Here is a 22183-nt window from a genome sequence, read left to right as displayed (position 1 = left end):
TCCGTTTAGATTAAATCATAATGAAAAGCGAGGGCCAATAAAATAAGAACAGCCAATAACAAGACATCAAAGGTCGTTGGAATAAGGAACGTCCGAATCCCCTGAAAGACGGATAACGGAATGATAAACTGCGCACAAATATTTCTGAAGTTTCTTAGCCAGGGCGGTAATGTATAAGGGCTATACTTCCTTCTCAATCAATTTCACCCCTTTATTTCGCACATTTTTAGTACAATTATTTTATGTGAACACTCATCATAAAGTGCCAGCGATTTAATTTTTTTGCTAAAGAGTATATGGACTAAAAAAGATGGTCAATAATATTGACGTAATCCCCCTTTTTTCGTACTATAACTATTATAAATTGTATAAAAGATAAGCAAAGACAGGGAAGAGTATGATGAATTGCAGCTTTAAGAGAGGAGAGCCATTCGCTGGGAGGCTCCCAGCTTGCACATCAGAACGTCGCCCTTGAGCTTCTTCCGTGAAAAAATGAAATTCGAGTAGCGGCAGACGGAGCGAATCCGTTATTCAGTGAGAGCCAACCAGCTTTTTGCTGTTTGGAAAAAAGGTGGTACCGCGAAAGTTACTCCATTCGTCCTTTTAAGACGAATGGAGTTTTTTTGTTTTCTTTGAAAAAATTGCACTTGCAGAAAGGATGAGATTTATGGATCAGGAATTAACGATGCCGACAAAATACGATCCAAAGTCGACTGAACAGGGCCGTTATGAATGGTGGCTTAAGGGTAAGTATTTCGAAGCAAAGGATGATGAGGCAAAACAGCCCTACACAATTGTTATACCCCCGCCAAATGTAACAGGGAAGCTGCACTTGGGCCATGCCTGGGATACAACGCTTCAAGATATCTTAACGAGAATGAAACGAATGCAGGGCTATGATGTCCTATGGCTGCCTGGAATGGACCACGCAGGGATTGCGACCCAGGCGAAAGTTGAGGAAAAGCTGCGAAACGAAGGAAAGAGCCGCTATGATTTGGGACGTGAAACTTTCGTTGCGGAGACATGGCGCTGGAAAGAGGAGTATGCCGAGCATATCCGCCAGCAATGGTCCAAGCTCGGTCTCGGGCTGGATTACAGCCGCGAGCGGTTCACATTGGATGAAGGCTTATCAAAAGCGGTTCGGGAAGTATTTGTATCTCTATATAAGAAAGGATTGATTTACCGGGGCGAATATATCATTAACTGGGACCCGTCGACCAAAACAGCCCTATCCGATATAGAGGTTATTTACAAAGATGTTCAAGGTGCGTTTTATCATATGCAATACCCGCTTGCTGACGGATCCGGTCATATCGAAATTGCGACCACCCGTCCGGAAACGATGCTCGGCGATACAGCTGTTGCAGTCCACCCGGAAGATGAGCGCTATCAGCACTTAATTGGAAAAACCGTCATGCTGCCGATTGTCGGCCGGGAGATCCCGATTGTCGGCGATGATTATGTTGATATGGAATTTGGTTCGGGTGCGGTTAAAATTACTCCTGCCCATGACCCCAATGACTTTGAAATCGGCAATCGTCACGGACTTGAACGGGTGCTTGTCATGAACGAGGACGGCACGATGAATGAACGAGCCGGCAAATATGAAGGGATGGACCGTTTTGAATGCCGGAAGCAAATCGTGAAGGACCTTCAGGAGCAGGGCGTTCTCTTTAAAATTGAAGAACATTTGCATTCTGTCGGCCATTCAGAACGGAGCGGCGCTGTTGTCGAGCCGTATTTGTCCACACAGTGGTTTGTTAAAATGCAGCCTCTTGCAGATGCAGCGGTTGCCCTGCAAAGCAAGGAGAATAAAGTTCATATTGTTCCGGACCGGTTTGAAAAGACATACCTGCACTGGATGGAGAACATCCGTGATTGGTGTATTTCACGCCAGCTCTGGTGGGGACACCGGATTCCGGCCTGGTACCATAAAGAAACAGGCGAAGTCCACGTTGATCATGAGCCGCCTGCAGATATTGAAAATTGGGAGCAGGATCAGGACGTCCTTGATACATGGTTCAGCTCGGCATTATGGCCGTTTTCGACGATGGGCTGGCCTGATGCAGATGCCGCCGATTTCAAGCGTTACTATCCAACTGCAGCATTAGTGACCGGCTACGATATTATTTTCTTCTGGGTGTCACGGATGATTTTTCAGGCCCTGGAATTTACAGGTGAGCGCCCATTTAAAGATGTACTGATCCATGGACTGGTGCGCGATGCCGAGGGCCGGAAAATGAGTAAATCGCTCGGTAACGGTGTTGACCCGATGGATGTCATTGACCAATATGGGGCCGATTCGCTCCGCTACTTCCTGGCCACAGGAAGTTCACCGGGCCAGGACTTGCGTTTCAGTATTGAGAAGGTTGAAGCGACCTGGAACTTTGCCAACAAAATCTGGAACGCTTCCCGCTTTGCTTTAATGAACATGAACGGCCTTACTGCTCTCGAAATTGATTTGAGCGGTGAAAAGTCGGTCGCGGATAAATGGATCCTCACAAGGTTAAATGAAACGATTGAAACGGTAACCCGCTTGTCTGACCGCTATGAATTTGGCGAAGTCGGACGTGTGCTTTATAACTTTATTTGGGATGATTTCTGTGATTGGTATATCGAAATGGCAAAGCTTCCATTGTACGGGGAAGACGAGGCAGCGAAGAAAACAACACGATCGATCCTCGCGTTTGTACTGGATCAAACGATGCGACTGCTCCATCCATTTATGCCGTTCATTACAGAGGAAATCTGGCAAAACCTTCCGCATCGCGGCGAATCAATTACAACAGCCGAATGGCCTCGGGCAAGGGAAGAATTCACTGACCAGCACGCTGCCGCAGAAATGAAGCTGCTTGTTGAAGTCATCCGTGCGGTCCGAAACATTCGCGCTGAGGTCAACACACCGATGAGCAAAAAGGTTAAGATGATATTAAAGGCGAAGAATGAGGAAACTCTGGAAATTATCGAAAGAAACCGCGCCTATATTGAACGATTCTGCAATCCGGAAGAGCTGCTGGCGGGCCTGGAGATTGAAACACCGGACAAGGCGATGACAGCTGTTGTTTCCGGCCTGGAAATCATTCTTCCGCTTGAAGGGCTCATCAACATTGACGAAGAAATCGCGCGCCTTGAAAAAGAACTCTCCCGACTGACCCAGGAAGTTGAACGGGTTCAAAAGAAGCTTGGCAATGACGGATTCGTCAAAAAGGCTCCGCAAAAAGTAATTGACGAAGAACGCGCGAAAGAAAAAGATTATCTCGAAAAAAGGGAAGCAGTCCAATCCCGTATTAAAGAATTATCAGGAGAATAACTTTTTCCAGGAAAATATAGAGCTGAAGGCGAATCTGCAGGAGGATTCGTCTTTACGCTTTTACTACAAGAGGTGCTAAATATGTTTCATACATATGACGAAGCGTTAATCTGGATTCACGGCCGTCTCAGGCTCGGTATTAAGCCGGGACTAACAAGAATGGAGTGGATGATGGAGAAGCTCGATCATCCCGAAAGAAGGCTGAAAACGATCCACATCGGCGGAACGAACGGAAAAGGTTCTACAGTCGCTTATCTCCGCTCGATTTTACAGGAAGCCGGCTTTAAAGTAGGTGCCTTCACTTCACCATACTTTGAGCATTTTAATGAGCGGATCAGTGTCAATGGCACGCCAATCAGCAACGAGGATTTGCTCGATGCGGCCAATGCGATTTTTCCTTTAGCGGAAGAGCTTGAACAATCCGACTTGGGCGGACCGACAGAATTTGAAGTAATCACGGCAATGTCGATGTATTTTTTTGCGAAAATTAACGTGGTTGATGTTGTCATTTATGAAGTCGGTCTCGGCGGCAGGTTCGATTCGACCAATATAATCCACCCGATGCTTTCCGTTATTACAAGCATCGGCCTTGACCATACAAGCATCCTTGGCGATACACGTGAACAAATTGCCGCAGAAAAAGCCGGAATTATCAAAAAAGGCACTGCAGTGATTACCGCTGTTTCCCAGGATGGCCCGCTAAAAGTGATCAAACAGGCTGCGAAGCAAATGAAAGCACCGCTTTATCAGCTCGGAGCCGAATTTGCGATAACCTTCCACACGTCAATCGCAAAAGGCGAACAGTTTACGGTTCATACATTATTTAAGAATCTCGAGAATGTTGAGATCCACATGATCGGCAAGCATCAAACTGAAAACGCGGCACTGGCGATTATGTCTGCTCAAATTCTGAATCATTCTTTTTCATTTGAAATTGATGAATCCGCCGTCCGGGCCGGATTGAAAAAAGCAAGCTGGCCGGGCCGCTTTGAAATCATTTCAGAAAATCCGTTAATCGTCATGGATGGGGCCCATAATGAGGAAGGAGTGGCCGCTCTTGTACGAGAATTGAAAAGCCGCTATAGCAGCCGAAACAAAATAATCTTGTTTGCAGCCCTGAAAGATAAAAAACTGGACAGAATGCTTGATCATATTGACACGGCTGCTGACCGGATCGTTTTTACCAGCTTTAATTTTCCCAGGGCGGCAACTGCTGAAGATTTGTATAATAGCAGCCTGTCCCCGAAAAGGGAAATCGCTCGTGATTGGCAAGCATTTTTAGAAAAAACGATTCCTTCCCTGAAAGATGGGGAGATGCTAATACTGACCGGATCTCTTTATTTTTTATCGCAAATAAAGCCATATTTAAAAAAACTTTTAAAAAAATGAGAAAGAAGTATGATATAATATTCAAAATTTGATAAAATATTTATAAAAATGTGACTTTTTTCCTGAGCTAAATGAAGGGAGGATAAAATAATGCAATTGACATTGACGCAAAAACGGGCAATTTGGCTCTCCTGGTTGTTTATAGTTCCGTTTGGCATCTGGTTTACACATCAATTTTATCCTCCGCGCATTTCAGGCCTGCAATGGGAATTGGCAGGATTTTTACTGTTAACGGCGGCAGTTGCGGCCATGCCGATGATTATAAACAATACGCCGATCTTTTTGATTCAATGGGTATCGCTTGCCGTTTTTTTGACGTTCGGACTGTTTGCAGAAATGGCGATGATGCAAGCGGCAGTGGTCGTTTTATTGATGCGGATCCGGATCAGGAAGGACGAGCTCTTCCGCTTGCCACTGAACTCACTGATGTTTTTCCTCGTCTCTTTTTTAGCCGGCCTTATATACTACGAAATTGGCGGCTTGCAAGGAGCTGACCTTGTAAACGAGCCGAAGTCGCTGTTGCTGACCGTCATCTATGCGGGTAGTTATTTTACCTTGAACCAGGTTGTGTTAACGTTTATTTTGTATTTGCTTTATGGACGGGACCATTCGTTCTTTGGAAAGGACTTCATCTGGGAAGCGGTAACTTCGTTAATCACTTTTCCGATCGGCTTGCTCCTTTATGTTCTCTATCAGCAAATGGGTATGCTTGCATTGTTGTTTGTCGGTGTTCCTTTTGCCAGTTTATCGATTATTTTAAATCTCTATTATTCAAGTGAAAAAATTAACGATTACTTGCAAAAAGCAACCGAGATCGGCCATCAGCTTGCCGAACAGCTCCATGTCGAAGAAGTTCTCGATTTATTCATAAAGAGACTGACCGGGATGCTGCCCGTCGATTATGCTTATATCCTTGAAGTAGTCGATGAAGATGAACTGCGACTGATAAGAAGATTTGAAAATGGGAACATGGAATCCAAAAATATCAGACCATTAAAGAAAAACGAAGGAATTAGCGGACATGTTTGGTCAACAAGAAAAACCGCTTTGTTCAACTCAAGAAAAGAATGGAAAAAGTACTCGCAAGGTTATTTGCCACAGCAGGCCGAGAGTGTACTGAGCGTTCCGATCGTTCGGAACAACAAGGTAACCGGAATTTTAGTTCTTGCGTCACAGCGAAAGCGGGCTTTTGAAAAAGCCCAGCTGATGATTACCGATATTTTATGTTCCCATCTTGGGATTGCCGTCGAAAACGCCAAGCATTTTGAAGAAACAAAGGAGCAAAGTGAGCGCTGCGCCCTCACGAAGCTATATAACTACCGATATTTTGATCAACTTCTCCGGGACGAATTTGAAAAGCTGCATGAGTTCAAACGGAATATCCTCTCCTTGATCATTCTCGATATTGATCATTTTAAAATGGTCAATGATACATACGGGCACCAGAGCGGTAATGAAATTTTGATTGAGCTTGCCGCAAGGTTAACTAGTTTAGTAGGGCAGCAAGGAACTGTTGCCCGATACGGTGGTGAGGAATTTGTCATTTTATTGCCGGACAAAGAAAAAGAGGAAGTTCTTGAACTTGCTGAACTGGTCAGGCAAATGATTGCCAATCGGCCGTTTATTGTAAAGCAGAATATTGACAGTGACCGCAAAAAAATGATGGTGAGAATCACTGCTTCGATTGGCGTTGCCACCGCGCCTCAGGAAGCGGAAGACCCCCTTTCCCTCATCCGCCATGCCGACAGAGCTTTATACGTCGGAGCGAAAAGAGCTGGCCGTAACCGCGTCGCAGAATATGTGAAATGAAAACTTTGTCGAGAACGCCACAGCTGTCCGGACTGTGGTGTCTTTTTTGTTTATAAAATCACAAACAAGTAGATTCCTGTACAGAAATTATTACAAAAAGTATATGACTTTTTATTGGCACAGATAGGTAAATTGGTATAATAATAGAAAAGATCGATAGGAAAAAAGACGGAATTGGAAGAGGAGAATTAAATGAGGAACGCTAACATTTTCACGATTGTTATGGCAATGATCTTAATATTTATTTCAAATCTTTCAAACCCTGCAGCTGCAAACGTTGACAACAGTCCGTCTATTGACTATCAAGTTATTTCTTCACAGGCTGAAATTGTTAAACCGCAATCCAGCAATGCAAACGGCAGCCTGGATGTGCACTTAATCCCTAAAGGCAGTACAACAAACGCGAACCGGGATCCGATTGATGTCGTGTTTATTTTTGATAAATCCGGTTCAATGAATGAAGCCGGCCGCAATCCCGCCAAGTTCCAAAGTGCAAAAAATGCAATGGATGAAGCAGTCCGCTTTTTTAAAGAGCAAGCGGGACCGAATGACCGTTTTGGATTCATTCCTTTCAGCAGTGCTGTTGAATTGGGCAAAATTGTTTATTTTTCTCCAAATAATCCGCATGAAAGCCTTGAACTTATCAATGAGACGGCGCAAAGTTTAACGGCAGATGGCGGAACGAACTACACCCAGTCATTTGAAAGTGCCATGGAAATGCTCAGTGGCAGCAGCAACAATAAGTACATTATTTTTATGACAGACGGGGAACCGACTGTTTCGAGTTCGCGGGAAACGGTGACGTATAATGAAAAAAAGTGTTACATTTTTGACTGGTTTTGCTGGGAAACCGACAACAGGATTACTGAGGAAGTAACCATAAACTATGAACTGTACGGCCAGAAACCATACACTGGTTATAAAGCTTTTTTTGAAGCGAAGGGAATTGACTATGATTTGAGGCCGGGGAAGGGTAAAGCTGTCAACGCGATAAGAAGGCATGGCCTCAATGCGGCGCAAAACCTGGCTAAACAAAATATTAAACTTTTTTCAATCGGCTTTGGAAATCATTCAGAGGTGGATATTGGCTATTTACGCAAGCTTTCGTCAATTACAGGAGTGACAGCAAGACAAGCTTCGCAGGAAACGATCGCACCTGTATTTCAGGATATATCGGCGGATATTGACACTCCTGCAATCAGCGGGGAGGTGCTTGTTGACATTGGCAAGTTTACCGGCAAAGTCAGCGTCCCGGAAGGTTCCAATGCCCGGGTTGAAGGAAATCTGGCAAGCTTGAGATTCAATTTTAATTACCCGGTCAATCAGGGCACGCCCCAGCCGATCGACCTTTCATTGCCACTGGGCTTTTCGGAAATAGGAACCTATACGTTCGATAATATAAAACTTAAATATACCAATCTTTCAGGGGAAGTCGTTGTCGTTCCGCATCCTGCAGTTTCGATAGAAGTCAAAGCTGATGCACCCCCTAGTTTCAAAGGAATGATGGATATAACCGGCGCGGTCAATCCTCCGGATCATCTAGTCAAGGTATCGGGATCAACAGACAAAATGAACGAGTTTAAGGTTGAGTATTCTTTGGAGCCGACCGGTTTGGTAGATCGTACTGTTAGCGGATCGTTAAACAATATCAAATTGATTCAGCCGCTCCCTGATGGCATATCAGTGATTCCGTCAGAAGGAGTCGAGATCTCTACATTTGAGGGGAGACTGGCGGCCCGAATCAGCCTTCCAGACAATATCAGCTACAGCAACGGCTCTTTTAGACCAGGGAAATTGCTGGCAGTACTGGATCTAAAGGCAGACTGGGCTGTCAGCAATGTAAAGATGCCGCTTGCCCACCTGCAGTATACCGATAGCCGATTTGGGGAGCAGAGGACTACAATTACCGCCTCCAATCAGATAATTAATATGAAGGTCAGGCTTCATGAGTTCCCTGCCAATGCTTATGATGGCGATGTGGCGGGGATTGTTACAAAGACAGACCTGTCGCAAAATGGGAGAAGACTTGGTATAACCGAGTTTCCGAACGACTACGGATTAAAAAATAAACCAATCAAGGACATGATTTTTAAGCCCGGTGAAACAAACAGGATCGTTGAAATAACTTATTTTGACAACGAAAAGGTGAATATGTATTTGACCCCGGACTATCGATTGACAGGAATCGATTCAGGCAGAATCTATGAAGACGGAATGACCAGCTATGAAAATCTGAATATGAATTTAGTGCATTTAGTTGCCGGCAAAGGCTCCAAGTATTATTATTCCATTGAAAATAAGAACAGCAGTACAGCCTGGACTGAATTTTCTCCACAGGATACAATACCGATTACAGCTCCTGGACTGAACTCGGTAAAAGTAAAGGCAGAAGGCGGCCTGGCGATACCAGGTTATCAAGTGATAAAAACAATCACTATTCAAAAACGGATTAATGCGATCAATGTCGATCCAAATCCTATCGAAATTGAAACGGGTAAAACAATCGCCTTCAACATCAATATTGAGCCAGCAGACGCATACAATCAGGAGCTGAAGACCGAGATAGCGGATCGTTCGATTGCAGACTTTTCCGGGGATCACCGCCTTATTGGACGATCGGAAGGCAGGACTATGCTTGTGATTCGTACGAAGGACGGTTCCGGTATTACTTTGATGGTGCCGATTACAGTCAAGGACCCGTATATTGCCCTTGAAGAGCTGAAGTTCAGGAAAGCGGTCTTTAAAATCGGCTTAAATGAAAAAATCGCTGTGACCGATTTGCTTATCTTTAATCCAGACAATGCGACCGCGAAAAGCATTGAGCTCGTAACATCCGAAATGGGTAATAAAGTGACGGCGGTTCTTGAAAATGGGACATGGTATTTAGTCGGCAAAGAGATCGGTTACTCAAACGTAATGGCGCGGGCAGAAGCACAGCGGACCGGTAAAAAGCCCGATGCTTCAGCATTATTTGAAGTGACGGCCGCTGGCGACTACGGAAATGGCGGCCCGGCGGGAGCGGGACGCTGGTAAAAAAGCTGGCTCAATGAGAGTCAGCTTTTTGCTGTTAAATTAGTCAATTATCAGCTCGTCGGAGAAAATTTGCAGCTTCTCGACAATCGGCAATGCATCAATCCGTTCTAATAGAACATCCTGATTATAGTCGACGATAAATCTCGACAAGTGACCGTCCTGGTCGGTGAATCTTAACCGTTCAATCGATTTCACTTTTCCACGGACAGCATTTATTTCGAGCTTTTCTCTGGCGAAAATGCCGCCATTGATATAGAAAAGAGATCCCACCCCATAAAGCTCTGCCTTGTTGTCAGTGTAAAAAAAGGCTTTAAGAGGCTGGATATCCTTGTCTTCACCGGGCAAATAAGGAGGCGCGCTTTCGCGGGTATTTTTAAAATTATTAAACTCATTCATCCTTGTAATCAACAGCTCGTTTTTCACGAAAAGGATGAGATGTTTTTTATTATCTTCAGCACCTAAAATATTGACGTTCGATAAATGGGCCGTGTCGCCGCCATAAATAACCGAATCAAACACTACTTCGTCATCTTCCCCGCCTTTATCAGTTTCATCTCCGCTGATCCTTATTGCGTTATTGACAACGATATTGTTGTTAAATTGGATCGCCGTATCGACCGCCTTTACACAAAGATCTTTTCCGGAAATCATGTCCCCGTTCAATGTTACTCCTTTAGCATCTATATCCTTGCTGTTTTCCGCAGATGATTCAATCGTGATTGAATCGGACGAAACGATCATTTTCTCGGCTGCGAGCCTGCCGTCAAGATTAATGATGTGAATATCGCCTGCAACATAGACATCATCGAGCAGGATAAGATCTTTGTAGCTGACTAAGTAAAGATCACCGGAAACGACGAGTTTTCCTTCGAATGTGACCGGAGCGTTTGCGCTGATAACAACGACATCTCCGCTCATCTTTATGTCTTCTTTAAATACCAGCGGTTTCTCCCGCGCTTCGATGCGATAGCTTTCTTCAAGAGGTTCAATCGACTCTCCCAGCAATGAAAGCGGATTGGATTGTTTCTCAACCTTTTCGACCTTGCCGTCGTCAGCTATATTTGTAGTCAATATCTGAAAATTTTTGATAACAGCCCGTAAATCGTCTGTAAAGGCTGAGCCCTCAGCGGTACGCCTCGCCTGCAGCGAACTGTTTTTCAGCATCTCATTTGTCCTGTCGGTGAAGGTATGGTCAAAATGAATATTGACAAACTGGCTGTCATGCTTGAGCTCGGGCTCCGCTTTTTTGTAGAAATTTTCTGGTTTGATGAGTGGCAAAAGATTTGCCGTACTGCTGTAAAAATCTCCATTTATAGATGTTAGCGGCGTTGATTGCCTCGACCATGTTTGATCCCGATTTTGGTAGTTCGCTTCTTTATCAATCAATAGCTCGTTTGCATAGACATTTCCAACTATATTGGCAGAGCCGTTCAAAAACAATCCCTTGTCTTTCCCGTCTGCATCAGAACCGACGGCGTATTTCAGAAAGCTTGGCAGCGGTGAAAGAATAATTCGTTTTCTTAGCGTTCTTGCCACTTCTCCTTCGGTTTCTGCGGGATTTTTCGTAGTTAGGATCATTTCATATGCCCTCGTAAAGTCTTTATCTGTTTCAATTGCAAAATGACTATCGAGTGCTGCCATGGCTGGACAGGAAGGATTAAGATTATTTGCAGGTGACCGGCTGACATCAATGATCGTTAAACAGTCAATAAATGGTTCATCTTCGTACTTTTTTATGAGCTTTAGCAATTCTTTCTGCAGTTCGTTATCGATATCTCCAATATGATCTCTGTCCAACTCTATCATATCTGTCGAAGCGGCTACATCGGCCACCATCTTTTCGATGACCTTGACAGAACCATACGTTAAATTCAGGTCGCTTTCCCGCGTTTCAACCCGCTTTGACCCGCCAATCGAAGCGGCAACAATCGATAATCCTAGAATCGTAAAAACGAGGGAAACAAGCAAGACTGTGATCAGTGTATTACCGGCTTCGTTCTTTGCCATGTTTTTCCCCCTTAAAATCCAAACTCACTTTGTAAATTTAGTGGTTTGCTGAGTCTGTCATGATCCAAGATCAAATCGAGGCTAATAACTCCTTTTTCGCATGCAGTTTCGGCTGAGTCGATATATTCTTTGCATGAAAAAGAGATCGAGGATTTACTGAAATCTGCGGTCGATTCAATCGGGCTTCCGTTTACCTCAATTATTTGCCTGCCAGCCTTTTCAATAAGTTTTATCATTATCGGATTCTCTGGAGCTGGTAAACTGTCATTGTATTTTGCCTGTTGATCGACCGAGTGAAATACATTTTCCCTGCTTCCGGCTTTTGCGATCTCTGTATATGTCCCATCAACAAGCTCAATACAGTTGTCGCCGCAGTCTTTCACATAATCAAACGGAAACGAATAAAAGCTATTCATCACCATCGTTGCCGTGTAATCGGCATCATCCCGTAGCTGGCTTTCAACTTGAATCTTGTTGTACAGCTTAATTCCCGATGAAAAGACTCCATAAATGACAGGCAAAATAATGAAAGAAATCGCTAATACGGCAAGCAATTCGTATAAAGTGAACCCTCTTTCATCGGATATCTTCACTTTTGATAACTCCTTCAATTTCAGTTTCCTTCGCGTTGCCTCCTGCAGCCCATTCAACGCGGACGGTAATCGGAATAAAACGCCTTTCATAATCGCTCTTTTGTTCGTCTGAATGAGAAACGGTTACATCATATTCGATATTGTTGACCATGATTGGTTTACACCCGGGTCTGGGACTTTGTGCCTCTGTAAATTTTTCATATGTATCGTCGCAAATGAGAATAGTAAACGTTTCGTCGCGGTTGTCTTCAAAGCTTTTTCTTATTTCAATAAAGTTCTCGTTTTCGATAAACATCAGTGCATTGCGCGCTACATTGATCGCAGCGGTCTTTTTTTGGTTTAAAGTCGTATAGCCGTATGCCTGGCTAAAAAACTGCATGGAACCTATTAAAATAATGCCAAGAATCGTTAAGGATGCAAGAACTTCTATTAAGGTGAAACCTTTTGAATCTATCACGATTTTTTTAAAGTTCATCCATTCCCCTTCTTTCAAAATATCTTTTATTATTATACAATATTTAAAGGATATATTTGTCTGAAATAGTCGATTTAAGCAGTTTTAACAAGAATTAAGTGAATTATAGGAAAAATTTAATAGAGTCCTTGTACGCATAAAAAGGGGTGAATCGATGACCAATTTTCTATTAGCGCTCGTATCTCTGATTATCTTGATGCCAATCATTTATTTTTTGCCGCTCGGATTATCACACAAGGGTAAAATGACGGTGATCTTAGCAGCGTTTTTGCTGGCTCTGCTTGGTTTATTTTTGAACAACGCATTTGAACTGTGGCAAACAGCACTCGGTTTAGCAAGCATGATCGGGATATTCGCTTATATAGGGGCCAACAAGTTGCAATCATTGATTTTTAAGAGCGCCGCCGCTCATGACAAAGGGAAACAACCTTTTTCCGAACGCGTACATACAAGAGAACAATACAAGCAAGAAACGAATGATCCAGGCATCCCAGCTTTACCAGGCACTGAACCCCTGGAACAGAGGGTAAAAGAGGATCATGATAAAATTGCGGATTGGAGCAGCATTCCTGCTTTTAAAGAGGCGGGTGCGAGCAGAGAAGAACTGGAAGGCGATCATGAATTTCTTAACGTCAGAGAAGCGAAACTGGATGCAATAGATGTTAGCAAAGAAATTCCAGCCGTTTCCTATATGGCGGAAATGGAAGAGTTGCTTTTTGATAAAAAAGAAAACGACTTGATCAAAGGGGAAAGCCAATGAAGCGGAACTCAGCAACAGCCAAGTTGTTTTTTACCCTTCTTTTTTGTACCGCTTATATTTTCAGCTTTTCCCATTATGGAGCGAACGCTGTCGATATGGTGTTCTCCGGGCCTGAGCGATTCGGAGCACATACGGAGATTGCCGGAGTTCAACTTTCAGGAGTCACAAGCCAGGAAGCAATCAAGAAACTGTCGTTAGCGCAGACACAGTGGGAAGAAAACACAAAAATTAGCCTTCATTATCGGGAAAAAGCGGCTGAGGCAGATTTAAAGATGTTCGATTTCGAGCTTGAGGAATCTGTTAATCTGGCACAATCGGGAAAAAGAAGCAATCTCATTGTGCAAATAGATGAAGGATCGTTAGCAGAATTATTGTTAACGCTTGGTGTTAACGAAATGGATACCGGGACGCTTGATATATCCAGGCTAGAAGCCGATTTACTATTACTTGCTGCCATGCTTGAAGGAGGCGGCCACAGTTTTAAGCTTAACAGCTATTTGCCCGAAACTGGAACAAGTGAAGTCATTTCAGAAGCAATGATCTCAGGCGAGTCGCAGCTCGAACAAATGCGGTTGTGGACGGAACAATTTTCGACGATTGAAATTGCGGCAAACTCATCCGTTTCGATTTTAAAAACGGTGAACGGAAGCAACTCCTCAGAATGGAATGCAGAGGCATTAAGCCTGGTCGCGACTGCGATATACAAAACCGTTCTGCCGACGAATTTTTTAATTAGTGAGCGCCATATCGGCAGGGAGCTTCCGGCACATGCAGAGGCAGGCTATGAAGCGAAAATCGATTTGGAAAGGAATATGGATTTCGTTTTTAACAACCCAAATGACCTTGTTTACCAGTTACAGTTTAAAATGATCGGAACATCTTTATACGTGTCATTAAAAGGGTCCCAATTTTCAGATGATTACACGGTGAAAATAGAAGACAAGCAAACTTTTAAGCCGAAAACGATTGTTCAATACAGCGCCCAGCTTTCGTTTGGAGAAACGGAAACGCTCATTGAAGGAAAGGATGGAACCGTTGTCAAGGTGTATCGGACCGTTTCTGGCCCAAATGGAAAAATCGTCAAGGAAGAGCTGGTAGCGGAAGACTTTTATGCGCCGGTTCACAAAGTGATGCTGCGAAGTTTAATTGTTGCGGAATCTGAGGAGTCGCTAGCGGGCGATACGGAAAGCTTGCCGGAAAGTAATTTGGGAGAAGCGCCTGGTGTTCCCGCTAACAGTGGTCAAGGCGCGGCCGAGTCTTCTGCAGCAGGGGATGGAAGCGGACAAGCTGTTAAGCCCGCAGCGCCGCAAAACAGCGGAACGGAAAGCGATTTATCGGGACAGCCGACCCAACCGACAAAATAAACAAGTTCATATGTGGCAGGCAGCATCGTAAAGAATAAGGGAGGTGAAGGAAGAATGACGATTAAGCAGACACGAAAACGGCTCGGTGACTTGCTGGTAGAATCGGGCCTGCTTTCCGAAGCTCAGCTACAAACCGCACTCGGTGAAAAAAGCATGGGTCAAAAGCTTGGCGATGCCTTGCTGGAGCGCGGGTATATTACCGAACAGCAGTTGATCGAAGTGCTTGAATTTCAACTCGGCATTCCCCATGTCAGTTTATATCGTTATCCGTTTGATCCAAAGCTATTTAGCATTGTTCCGAAAGAAATGGCGATTCGCAACTTAATTATTCCGTTGAAAAAAGACGGGGAAAAGCTTTTTATTGCGATGGCAGACCCGATGGATTTTTATACGATTGATGACTTGCGGCTGTCAACCGGCTTCCAGATTGATACGGCAATTGCATCAAAGGATGATATTCTCCGTTCGATCAATAAGTACTATGACATGGATGAAGGCTTTGAGGAGCTGCTCAACAATTCATCCACCGAGGCGAATGTTGAAGAGGAGAAATTGGTAGATCAGGACTCCCCGGTTGCCCGGCTCGTCAACCAAATATTGGCCAACGCAGCAACGCTTAAAGCCAGCGATATCCATATCGATCCGCAGGAAACAAAAGTAGCTGTTCGTTACAGGGTTGATGGAGTGCTAAGGACGGAGCGGGTCTTGCCAAAGCATATGCAAAGCGTTCTGACAGCAAGGATTAAAATCCTGTCCAAATTGGATATTACAGAGCACCGCATTCCCCAGGACGGGCGAATGAAAATCAACCTCGATTTCCATCCGGTTGATGTGCGGATTTCAACCCTGCCAACCGTGTATGGCGAAAAAATTGTCCTGCGCCTCCTCGATTTGGGCAGTACCTTAAATGATATCGAGAAGCTTGGCTTTAATAAAATCAACCTGGCGAGATTTACCGGGATGATTGAAAAACCGACCGGGATTATTCTCATTACCGGCCCAACTGGGTCCGGGAAATCGTCGACCCTTTATGCCGCCTTAAATCGCCTCAATCACGAAGAAGTTAACATTATCACGGTTGAAGATCCGGTTGAGTACCAGCTCGAGGGCATTAATCAAATCCAGGTAAACCCGAATATTGGCATGACGTTTGCGAAAGGGCTGCGCGCTATCTTGCGCCAGGACCCGAACATTATTATGGTTGGGGAAATTCGTGATAAAGAAACGGCCGAAGTGGCGGTCAGGGCTTCCTTAACCGGCCACCTTGTACTCAGCACATTGCATACAAATGATTCAATTGGTTCGATCACAAGGCTTCTCGATATGGGCGTTGAGCCCTTTCTTGTTGCATCCTCAATCAGCGGCATCGTTGCGCAGCGTTTGATCAGGAAGGTTTGCAGGGACTGTGCTGAAGTGCACGAGCCAAGCCAGCGCGAAGTGGAGATCTTTGCAAAACGCGGCCTCAGCATTGATCAGGTATGGAGAGGAAAGGGCTGCTCTTCCTGCAATATGAGCGGATATAAAGGAAGAATCGCCATTCATGAAGTACTAGTTGTCAATGATGAGATGCGAAAGGTTGTTATGAACGGTGAATCGTTTTCAAAAATGCGTGAACTGGCCATCAAAGCAAAAACGATTTTTTTAATCGATGACGGCCTTTTAAAAGTCAAGCAGGGCATCACAACAACAGAGGAAGTTTTGCGAATGGCAATTCCTGATTAGGAGTGCGAATGCGATGAAAAATAGAGTCGATACTTTGCTTAGAGCCGGCTTTGAATTAAAAGCCTCGGATATTCATATTACGGTTGGCGTCCCTCCGGTAATGAGAATCAATGGAGAATTGAAGCGGTATGGGAAGGACTCCCTCATGCCCGCAGATACGGAAGGGATGGCCAAAGAATTGATTCCTGAAAATATGTGGAATCAGTTTAAAGAAAAAGGTGAGCTGGATTTTTCATACGGTATTCCCGGAGTGTCCAGATTCAGGGTCAATGCCTATTTGCAAAGATCGTGCGTAGCGATGGCGGTTCGGATTGTCCCAACAGCGATTCCTTCCTTGGATGAGCTGGAATTGCCCGGGGTACTGAAAGGAATCGCTGGAAAACCGCATGGATTGGTCCTTGTCACGGGGCCGACCGGAAGCGGAAAGTCGACGACGCTTGCAGCAATGATCCATTACATGAATCAAACAATGCGCAAGCATGTCATCACGCTTGAGGACCCGATCGAATATTTGCACAAGCATGGTGGATGCATTATCGATCAGCGCGAGGTCGGCTTTGATACGAACAACTTTGCCAATGGTCTGCGGGCAGCACTCCGCCAGGATCCTGACGTTATTCTTGTCGGAGAGATGCGCGACCTTGAAACGATCCAAACGGCGATAACCGCTGCAGAAACCGGCCATTTAGTTTTGGGTACGCTCCATACTTCAAGTGCCTCAGCAACAATAAACCGGATTATCGATGTTTTTCCGCCGGCCCAGCAGCCGCAAATCCGCATCCAGCTTGCTACTGTGCTTGTCTCGATCATATCGCAGCGGCTGTTTCCGACTGCGGATAAACAAGGCAGGAAGGCTGCGACTGAAATTTTAATCAATAATCCGGCGATCAGCAATCTGATCCGCAATGAAAAAATCCACCAAATCAATAATGTCATGCAAACTTCAAAGGCTCATGGCATGAACACACTTGAATCAAGTATTCATGAGCTTGTTCAGTCAGGCCGGGTTTCGAGAGAAGCGACAATCCCTTATATTCAGGAAAAGGTGAACTAACATGCCTCGTTTTAAATACAGCGGCCGCGACCGCAAAGGGAAAAAGTCTGGCGTTGTCACAGCCGGATCGCGAAGGGAAGCCCTTCTCCAGCTTAAGGAAAACGGGATCAGGACCCTCGAAATTGCGGAAATTCCGGAGACGGTCTGGACGAAGGAACTGACGATCAGCAATCCCGTCAAGCTCCAGGACTTTGTTATTTACCTGCGGCAGTTTTCAACGCTACTAAGAGCGGGGGTGCCTGTCGTTGAGGCAACGGCAATCCTTTCACAGCAAACGGAAAGCAAAGCGCTGAAAAAAGCATTAATCGCCGCAGAACAGGATTTGCGCGAAGGTAACCCGTTGTCAGAAGCGGTCGGCAGGCATAAAAGAATATTTACAAGTATGTTTGTCAACATGATTAAAGCCGGAGAAGCAGGCGGAAATCTTGATGATACGCTTGAAAGGCTTGCGGTTCACTTTGAGAAACAGCACTTTACAAAGCAAAAAATCATTTCGGCGCTTGCCTATCCGATAACAGTTGGAATTATTGCGATTGCGGTTGTGATTTTTTTGCTTGTCAGCGTTGTCCCGACCTTTGTTGACATGTTTGCCGATTTTGGCGGTGAATTGCCGGCTATTACGCAGTTTGTTTTAAACTCTAGTGAATGGATACAGCGATTTTGGTGGCTTGTCATTCTCTTGTTCATTGTCGCTTTTACGACTGTTGTGATGATGAGGAACAATAAAGAGGCGAAATACTATTTGGACTTTTTTGTGCTGAAGATGCCGCTGTTCGGCAAAATTTTGCAAAAGGCAGCCCTCGCAAGGATGACGAGGACGTTAAGTTCGTTATTTGCGAGCTCGGTGCCAATCCTGCAGGCGCTGTCAATGGTCGAGAATATAGTCGGAAATGAAGTGATCGCAAGAGTAATTCGGAAATCGCGCAACAGCCTTGAACAGGGAAAGTCGCTGACAGAGCCGATGCGCGCCCACTGGGTGTTCCCTCCTCTCGTATCGCAAATGATCGCAATCGGTGAAGAGACGGGGGCGCTTGATTCGATGCTTGCCAAGGTTGCCGATTTCTATGAAAAGGAAGTCGAAAGCAGCACTGACCGGCTCAAATCACTGATCGAACCGTTGATGATCGTCATCCTCGCAGCCCTCGTTGGCACTATCGTCATTGCGATCATCGTACCGATGTTTGAGATATTCCAGCAGGTTGAATGAAATTTTGACAGAATATTAACATTTATTACTTTAATTGTTCTATTTTTCTAGTATACTTGAGTTAGCAAGGTCAAAAGAATCGGGGCAAATCAATAACCCCCACCAATTCTCACGAATTGGAAGGGGCTTGCAAAACTATGCAGGCCATGTTGACTAGCCTAAGTCATAAAATTTGTGTGACTACGTTGGAGAGGTCATGACACCTTATGGTGCGAATCCTAGCTGTAAGCCCTGTCGCTTGTGATTAAAAGCCCTAAAGGGTTGTGGGCGGTGTTGCAAGCATGACAAGCCTTTCCAACATTGGCGAAGGATAACTGACTCCATACATTGATTGTAGGAGGTACGCTAACCATGCTAGTGTACGTGATTAACAGGCACGGCAAGCCTTTGATGCCGTGCAAGCCAAGAAAAGCAAGAATATTGTTAACAGAAAAGAAAGCCAAAGTCGTGAAGCTGACTCCTTTCACGATTCAATTACTCTATGGTTCCAGTGGATACAGACAACCTGTCTCTTTGGGCGTTGATGCAGGAACCAAACACATCGGGTTATCGGCAACAACTGAAAAGGGAGTGTTATTTGAAGCGGAAGTTCAGCTGCGAACCGACATCCAAGACCTGCTCTCCACCCGGCGGGAGTTCCGCAGGGCAAGACGGAACCGCAAGACCCGGTATCGGAAGGCTAAATTTTTGAACCGAAAGAAACCTGACGGTTGGCTGGCTCCATCCATTCAGCACAAGGTGGATTCCCATATCCGGATCATCGAAAAGGTTCGAAGAATCCTGCCTGTCAAGAGTATAACAGTTGAAGTGGCACAGTTTGACAGCCAAAAAATCAAGAATCCCGGCATCCAAGGAGAAGAGTATCAGCAAGGGGAACAGCTCGGCTTTTGGAACGTCCGGGAATATGTATTGTTCCGTGACAAGCACACATGCCAGCACTGCAAGGGGAAATCCAGGGACAAAATCCTGAATGTGCATCATATTGAAAGCCGGAAAACAGGCGGGGACAGTCCGGACAACCTCATCACCCTATGCGAAACATGCCATCATTATATTCATCAGAATGGATTGGAGCACTTATTCACTCGTAAGAGTGCCACCCTTCGGGATACCTCTCAAATGACTGTGATGCGTTGGTTCATCTTTAACGGTTTAAAGAAAGTATTCGAGGGTGCGAATATTACATATGGCTACATCACGAAGAACACCCGGATTAGAAGTGGACTGGGGAAATCGCATCTAGTGGACGCACGATGTATCAGCGGGAACCCGCTTGCCATACCGTCGCACCACACATACTTCATTAAACAAGTTCGGAAGAATAACCGCCAGCTTCACAAAGCGACCATCTTAAAAGGCGGTAAGCGGAAATCAAACAAGGCAGAGCGATGGGTCAAAGGGTTCCAGCTTTTTGACAAAGTAGAATTCGTAGGTTCCGCCTGTTTCATTTTTGGAAGACGTACATCAGGCTACTTTGACCTTCGTCAGTTAGACGGGACGGTTATCCACCGGAGTGCATGCTATAAGAAACTCAAACCGCTTGAAAGAGCGAGTACATGGCTTATTCAAAGGAGAGAAGGGCAATTCCTCCCCGCCTAAACACTACCGCTTTATAGACGGGGTCTCCTTGCCGAACTGTGATAAACTAAAGAGAGGAAGATGGAGATGTGGCAAAGAATCAAAGCAAGTGCAAAAAGTGAAAAAGGGTTCACTTTAGTCGAACTTTTGGCTGTGATCGTAATCCTCGGAATTGTTGCCGGAATTGCTGTGCCAAGTATTGGCGGGATTATTAATAAAGCAGAAAATGATGCCAAAGTTGCTGAAGGAATTTCGATTGTAAATGCAGCGAAATTATATGTTACTTCCAATAATCCTTCTGCAGCAACAACGACATTAACAAAAACGGAATTGGACAATTATTTGGATAATGTGAAAAATGATACTTATACGGTTACTGTGAAAAAAGATCAGTCCTCGGGAAAATATTCTTATGAGCTAAAAAATCATAATTCAGTCAGGTTAGTTGGAGATAAAAACGCTACGGCGACAGAAAAGGAATTATTAGAATACTAAAATGATGCAATTATATGTTTTTACTCTTGGCATCCTCCTTGGCTCCTTCTTCAATGTCGTCGGCTTGCGGGTGCCGTTAAATAAGTCAATCGTAAAGCCGCGGTCGCATTGCCCTTATTGCGGGCAGACGCTGTCATGGTTCGAACTGATACCGGTCATCTCATATTTGCTGCAGGGAGGGAAATGCAGGAGCTGCAGAGCTCCTGTTTCTCCCCTGTATCCATTTGTTGAACTGGTAACAGGGCTTTTGTTTGTGTCAGCGCCGCTGCTGACGGGCTGGACGGCCGAGCTTTTTGTTGCATGGTCACTCATTTCCCTCGTTGTGATCGTGTTTATTACGGATATAAAGTATATGATTATTCCCGATAAAGTCCTGCTCGTATTTGCAGTGATTTTTTTATTGGAACGGGTCTTTTTGCCGCTCGATCCATGGTGGGATTCGTTTCTGGGAGCGGCAGTTGGCTTTGGCTTGTTGCTGCTGATTACGGTTGTCAGCAAAGGTGGAATGGGCTTCGGGGACGTTAAGCTGTTTGCGGTGCTCGGCTTTGCAACAGGCACAAAGGTTGTGCTCCTGGCGTTCTTTTTGGCGACATTATTTGGTGCGGTTTTCGGCCTGATCGGAATGATGGCCGGAAAGCTGGAAAAGGAGAAGCCGATCCCGTTTGGCCCGTTTATCGGGCTTGGCGCCCTGACAGCTTATTTATTTGGTGAAGAATTGCTGTACTGGTATATTCATTCTTTTATTTAGGGAGTTTTTACAATGGCACTGAATTTTCATTTTGGCAAAGCACGGACAGTCAACCTGACGATAAAAGACCATATCATCCGTTTCGTCGAATTAAAACAAGCAAATCCGCCTGTTCCAGCGAGAACGGGAGCGCGGTTTTTGCCGCCCGGAATTGTCAAGGACGGGAAGATTATTGATCCTGAAACGCTTGAAACGATAATGGAAGAGTGTGTTGCCAATTGGAAAATTTCAAGGAAGCAGGTCCGTTTTCTCGTTCCTGATCCATTTGTTGTCATTAGAAAAACGTCGATTCCGCCGGATATTAAAGATGATGAAATAAGAGGCTATTTGTATATGGAACTCGGGACAAGCATTCACCTCCCATTTGAGGAAGCGGTATTTGATTTCTACCCGCTTTCCGGTAAAGACAGCGAGAAAAAGGAGCTGCTGCTGTTTGCGGCCCCTGAAGAAATCGTAAAAGAATATGTTGACCTGCTTGAACGTGCAAGGCTGAAGCCTAATGCCGCTGATATTTCCTGCCTTGCTCTTTACCGGCTGTATCACCAGTTCGATTTCATCGCAAACAATGACATCCTGATGTTTGAGTCAAGCATTTGTTGGCGGAATTTATTTCCACCTAAAACGTGTAAGCGGATTCAT

General features: G+C 44.8%; 17 protein-coding genes and 1 other annotated feature. Of the genes, 13 read left to right on the top strand and 4 right to left on the bottom strand.

Annotated elements, in window-relative coordinates:
* Window positions 1-5: 5 nt before the first annotated feature.
* Complete coding sequence (locus CU635_RS05065; RefSeq protein ID WP_101576096.1) at window positions 6-197, bottom strand: hypothetical protein; 192 nt, start codon at window positions 195-197, stop codon at window positions 6-8.
* A gap of 176 nt (window positions 198-373) precedes the next feature.
* Window positions 374-606: a binding site (T-box leader), on the top strand.
* 61 nt (window positions 607-667) lie between these two features.
* Between CU635_RS05065 and CU635_RS05060 the strand changes: the two genes are divergently transcribed.
* The 4 genes from CU635_RS05060 (at window position 668) to CU635_RS05045 (ending at window position 9541) form a co-directional block, all read left to right on the top strand.
* Window positions 668-3310, top strand: a complete 2643-nt coding sequence (locus CU635_RS05060; protein WP_101576095.1) for a valine--tRNA ligase — start codon at window positions 668-670, stop codon at window positions 3308-3310.
* 81 nt (window positions 3311-3391) lie between these two features.
* Window positions 3392-4699, top strand: a complete 1308-nt coding sequence (locus CU635_RS05055) for a bifunctional folylpolyglutamate synthase/dihydrofolate synthase (protein WP_101576094.1) — start codon at window positions 3392-3394, stop codon at window positions 4697-4699.
* A gap of 90 nt (window positions 4700-4789) precedes the next feature.
* Window positions 4790-6508 carry a sensor domain-containing diguanylate cyclase gene (locus CU635_RS05050; protein ID WP_101576093.1) on the top strand — a complete coding sequence of 573 codons (1719 nt, stop codon included), beginning with the start codon at window positions 4790-4792 and terminating at the stop codon, window positions 6506-6508.
* 192 nt (window positions 6509-6700) lie between these two features.
* Window positions 6701-9541, top strand: coding sequence for a vWA domain-containing protein (locus tag CU635_RS05045; RefSeq protein ID WP_101576092.1), 2841 nt, complete (start codon window positions 6701-6703; stop codon window positions 9539-9541).
* Window positions 9542-9580: 39 nt separating this feature from the next.
* On the opposite strand, the gene CU635_RS05040 is transcribed toward CU635_RS05045, so the two are convergent.
* The 3 genes from CU635_RS05040 to CU635_RS05030 are packed head-to-tail and all read right to left on the bottom strand — an operon-like array spanning window position 9581 to window position 12616.
* The gene (locus tag CU635_RS05040) at window positions 9581-11548 is read right to left on the bottom strand and encodes a hypothetical protein (RefSeq protein WP_101576091.1); all 1968 of its coding nucleotides are present in this window, start codon (window positions 11546-11548) and stop codon (window positions 9581-9583) included.
* A gap of 11 nt (window positions 11549-11559) precedes the next feature.
* Window positions 11560-12141 (bottom strand): PilW family protein, encoded by a 582-nt coding sequence (locus CU635_RS05035; protein ID WP_101576090.1) that lies wholly within the window; start codon window positions 12139-12141, stop codon window positions 11560-11562.
* Window positions 12125-12616 (bottom strand): PulJ/GspJ family protein, encoded by a 492-nt coding sequence (locus tag CU635_RS05030; protein WP_101576089.1) that lies wholly within the window; start codon window positions 12614-12616, stop codon window positions 12125-12127. Before CU635_RS05030 ends, CU635_RS05035 begins: the two co-directional genes overlap by 17 nt.
* Window positions 12617-12770: 154 nt before the next feature.
* Here CU635_RS05030 and CU635_RS05025 point away from each other — a divergent pair, with 154 nt between their 5' ends.
* The 9 genes from CU635_RS05025 to pilM all read left to right on the top strand — a co-directional run.
* Entirely contained in the window at window positions 12771-13376 is a 606-nt protein-coding gene (locus CU635_RS05025) for a hypothetical protein (RefSeq protein WP_101576088.1), read from the top strand.
* Window positions 13373-14740: a G5 domain-containing protein gene (locus CU635_RS05020; protein ID WP_101576087.1), complete on the top strand. Its 1368-nt coding sequence runs from the start codon at window positions 13373-13375 to the stop codon at window positions 14738-14740. Before CU635_RS05025 ends, CU635_RS05020 begins: the two co-directional genes overlap by 4 nt.
* A 54-nt stretch (window positions 14741-14794) precedes the next feature.
* On the top strand, window positions 14795-16462 hold the full coding sequence (locus tag CU635_RS05015) for a GspE/PulE family protein (protein ID WP_180956589.1): 1668 nt from the start codon (window positions 14795-14797) through the stop codon (window positions 16460-16462).
* 13 nt (window positions 16463-16475) lie between these two features.
* On the top strand, window positions 16476-17516 hold the full coding sequence (locus CU635_RS05010) for a type IV pilus twitching motility protein PilT (RefSeq protein ID WP_101576086.1): 1041 nt from the start codon (window positions 16476-16478) through the stop codon (window positions 17514-17516).
* Between the two features lies 1 nt (window position 17517).
* On the top strand, window positions 17518-18723 hold the full coding sequence (locus tag CU635_RS05005; protein WP_101576085.1) for a type II secretion system F family protein: 1206 nt from the start codon (window positions 17518-17520) through the stop codon (window positions 18721-18723).
* 351 nt (window positions 18724-19074) lie between these two features.
* Window positions 19075-20322 carry an RNA-guided endonuclease IscB gene (gene iscB / locus CU635_RS05000; protein ID WP_101576084.1) on the top strand — a complete coding sequence of 416 codons (1248 nt, stop codon included), beginning with the start codon at window positions 19075-19077 and terminating at the stop codon, window positions 20320-20322.
* A 66-nt stretch (window positions 20323-20388) separates the two neighbouring features.
* Window positions 20389-20796, top strand: a complete 408-nt coding sequence (locus tag CU635_RS04995) for a type II secretion system protein (protein ID WP_101576083.1) — start codon at window positions 20389-20391, stop codon at window positions 20794-20796.
* Window positions 20797-20800: 4 nt separating this feature from the next.
* Window positions 20801-21544: a prepilin peptidase gene (locus tag CU635_RS04990; RefSeq protein ID WP_101576134.1), complete on the top strand. Its 744-nt coding sequence runs from the start codon at window positions 20801-20803 to the stop codon at window positions 21542-21544.
* A 12-nt stretch (window positions 21545-21556) separates the two neighbouring features.
* Window positions 21557-22183: type IV pilus biogenesis protein PilM (gene pilM / locus CU635_RS04985; RefSeq protein WP_180960019.1), on the top strand; the 627-nt coding region annotated here is incomplete at its 3' end.

The sequence above is a fragment of the Bacillus canaveralius genome, from assembly GCF_002860125.1.
Classification (GTDB): Bacteria; Bacillota; Bacilli; order Bacillales; family Cytobacillaceae; genus Bacillus_BJ; species Bacillus_BJ canaveralius.
Note: the sequence above shows the minus strand (reverse complement) of the source record. Positions and strands in the feature narration are given on the sequence as shown.

What these genes read in the sequence shown, in the direction of transcription:
- CU635_RS05060 (WP_101576095.1), top strand. Translation starts at nt 668, where the DNA reads ATGGATCAGGAATTAACGATGCCGACAAAATACGATCCAAAGTCGACT.
- CU635_RS05055 (WP_101576094.1), top strand. Translation starts at nt 3,392, where the DNA reads ATGTTTCATACATATGACGAAGCGTTAATCTGGATTCACGGCCGTCTC.
- CU635_RS05050 (WP_101576093.1), top strand. Translation starts at nt 4,790, where the DNA reads ATGCAATTGACATTGACGCAAAAACGGGCAATTTGGCTCTCCTGGTTG.
- CU635_RS05045 (WP_101576092.1), top strand. Translation starts at nt 6,701, where the DNA reads ATGAGGAACGCTAACATTTTCACGATTGTTATGGCAATGATCTTAATA.
- CU635_RS05040 (WP_101576091.1), bottom strand. Translation starts at nt 11,548, where the DNA reads ATGGCAAAGAACGAAGCCGGTAATACACTGATCACAGTCTTGCTTGTT.
- CU635_RS05030 (WP_101576089.1), bottom strand. Translation starts at nt 12,616, where the DNA reads ATGAACTTTAAAAAAATCGTGATAGATTCAAAAGGTTTCACCTTAATA.
- CU635_RS05025 (WP_101576088.1), top strand. Translation starts at nt 12,771, where the DNA reads ATGACCAATTTTCTATTAGCGCTCGTATCTCTGATTATCTTGATGCCA.
- CU635_RS05020 (WP_101576087.1), top strand. Translation starts at nt 13,373, where the DNA reads ATGAAGCGGAACTCAGCAACAGCCAAGTTGTTTTTTACCCTTCTTTTT.
- CU635_RS05015 (WP_180956589.1), top strand. Translation starts at nt 14,795, where the DNA reads ATGACGATTAAGCAGACACGAAAACGGCTCGGTGACTTGCTGGTAGAA.
- CU635_RS05010 (WP_101576086.1), top strand. Translation starts at nt 16,476, where the DNA reads ATGAAAAATAGAGTCGATACTTTGCTTAGAGCCGGCTTTGAATTAAAA.
- CU635_RS05005 (WP_101576085.1), top strand. Translation starts at nt 17,518, where the DNA reads ATGCCTCGTTTTAAATACAGCGGCCGCGACCGCAAAGGGAAAAAGTCT.
- iscB (WP_101576084.1), top strand. Translation starts at nt 19,075, where the DNA reads ATGCTAGTGTACGTGATTAACAGGCACGGCAAGCCTTTGATGCCGTGC.
- CU635_RS04995 (WP_101576083.1), top strand. Translation starts at nt 20,389, where the DNA reads ATGTGGCAAAGAATCAAAGCAAGTGCAAAAAGTGAAAAAGGGTTCACT.
- CU635_RS04990 (WP_101576134.1), top strand. Translation starts at nt 20,801, where the DNA reads ATGCAATTATATGTTTTTACTCTTGGCATCCTCCTTGGCTCCTTCTTC.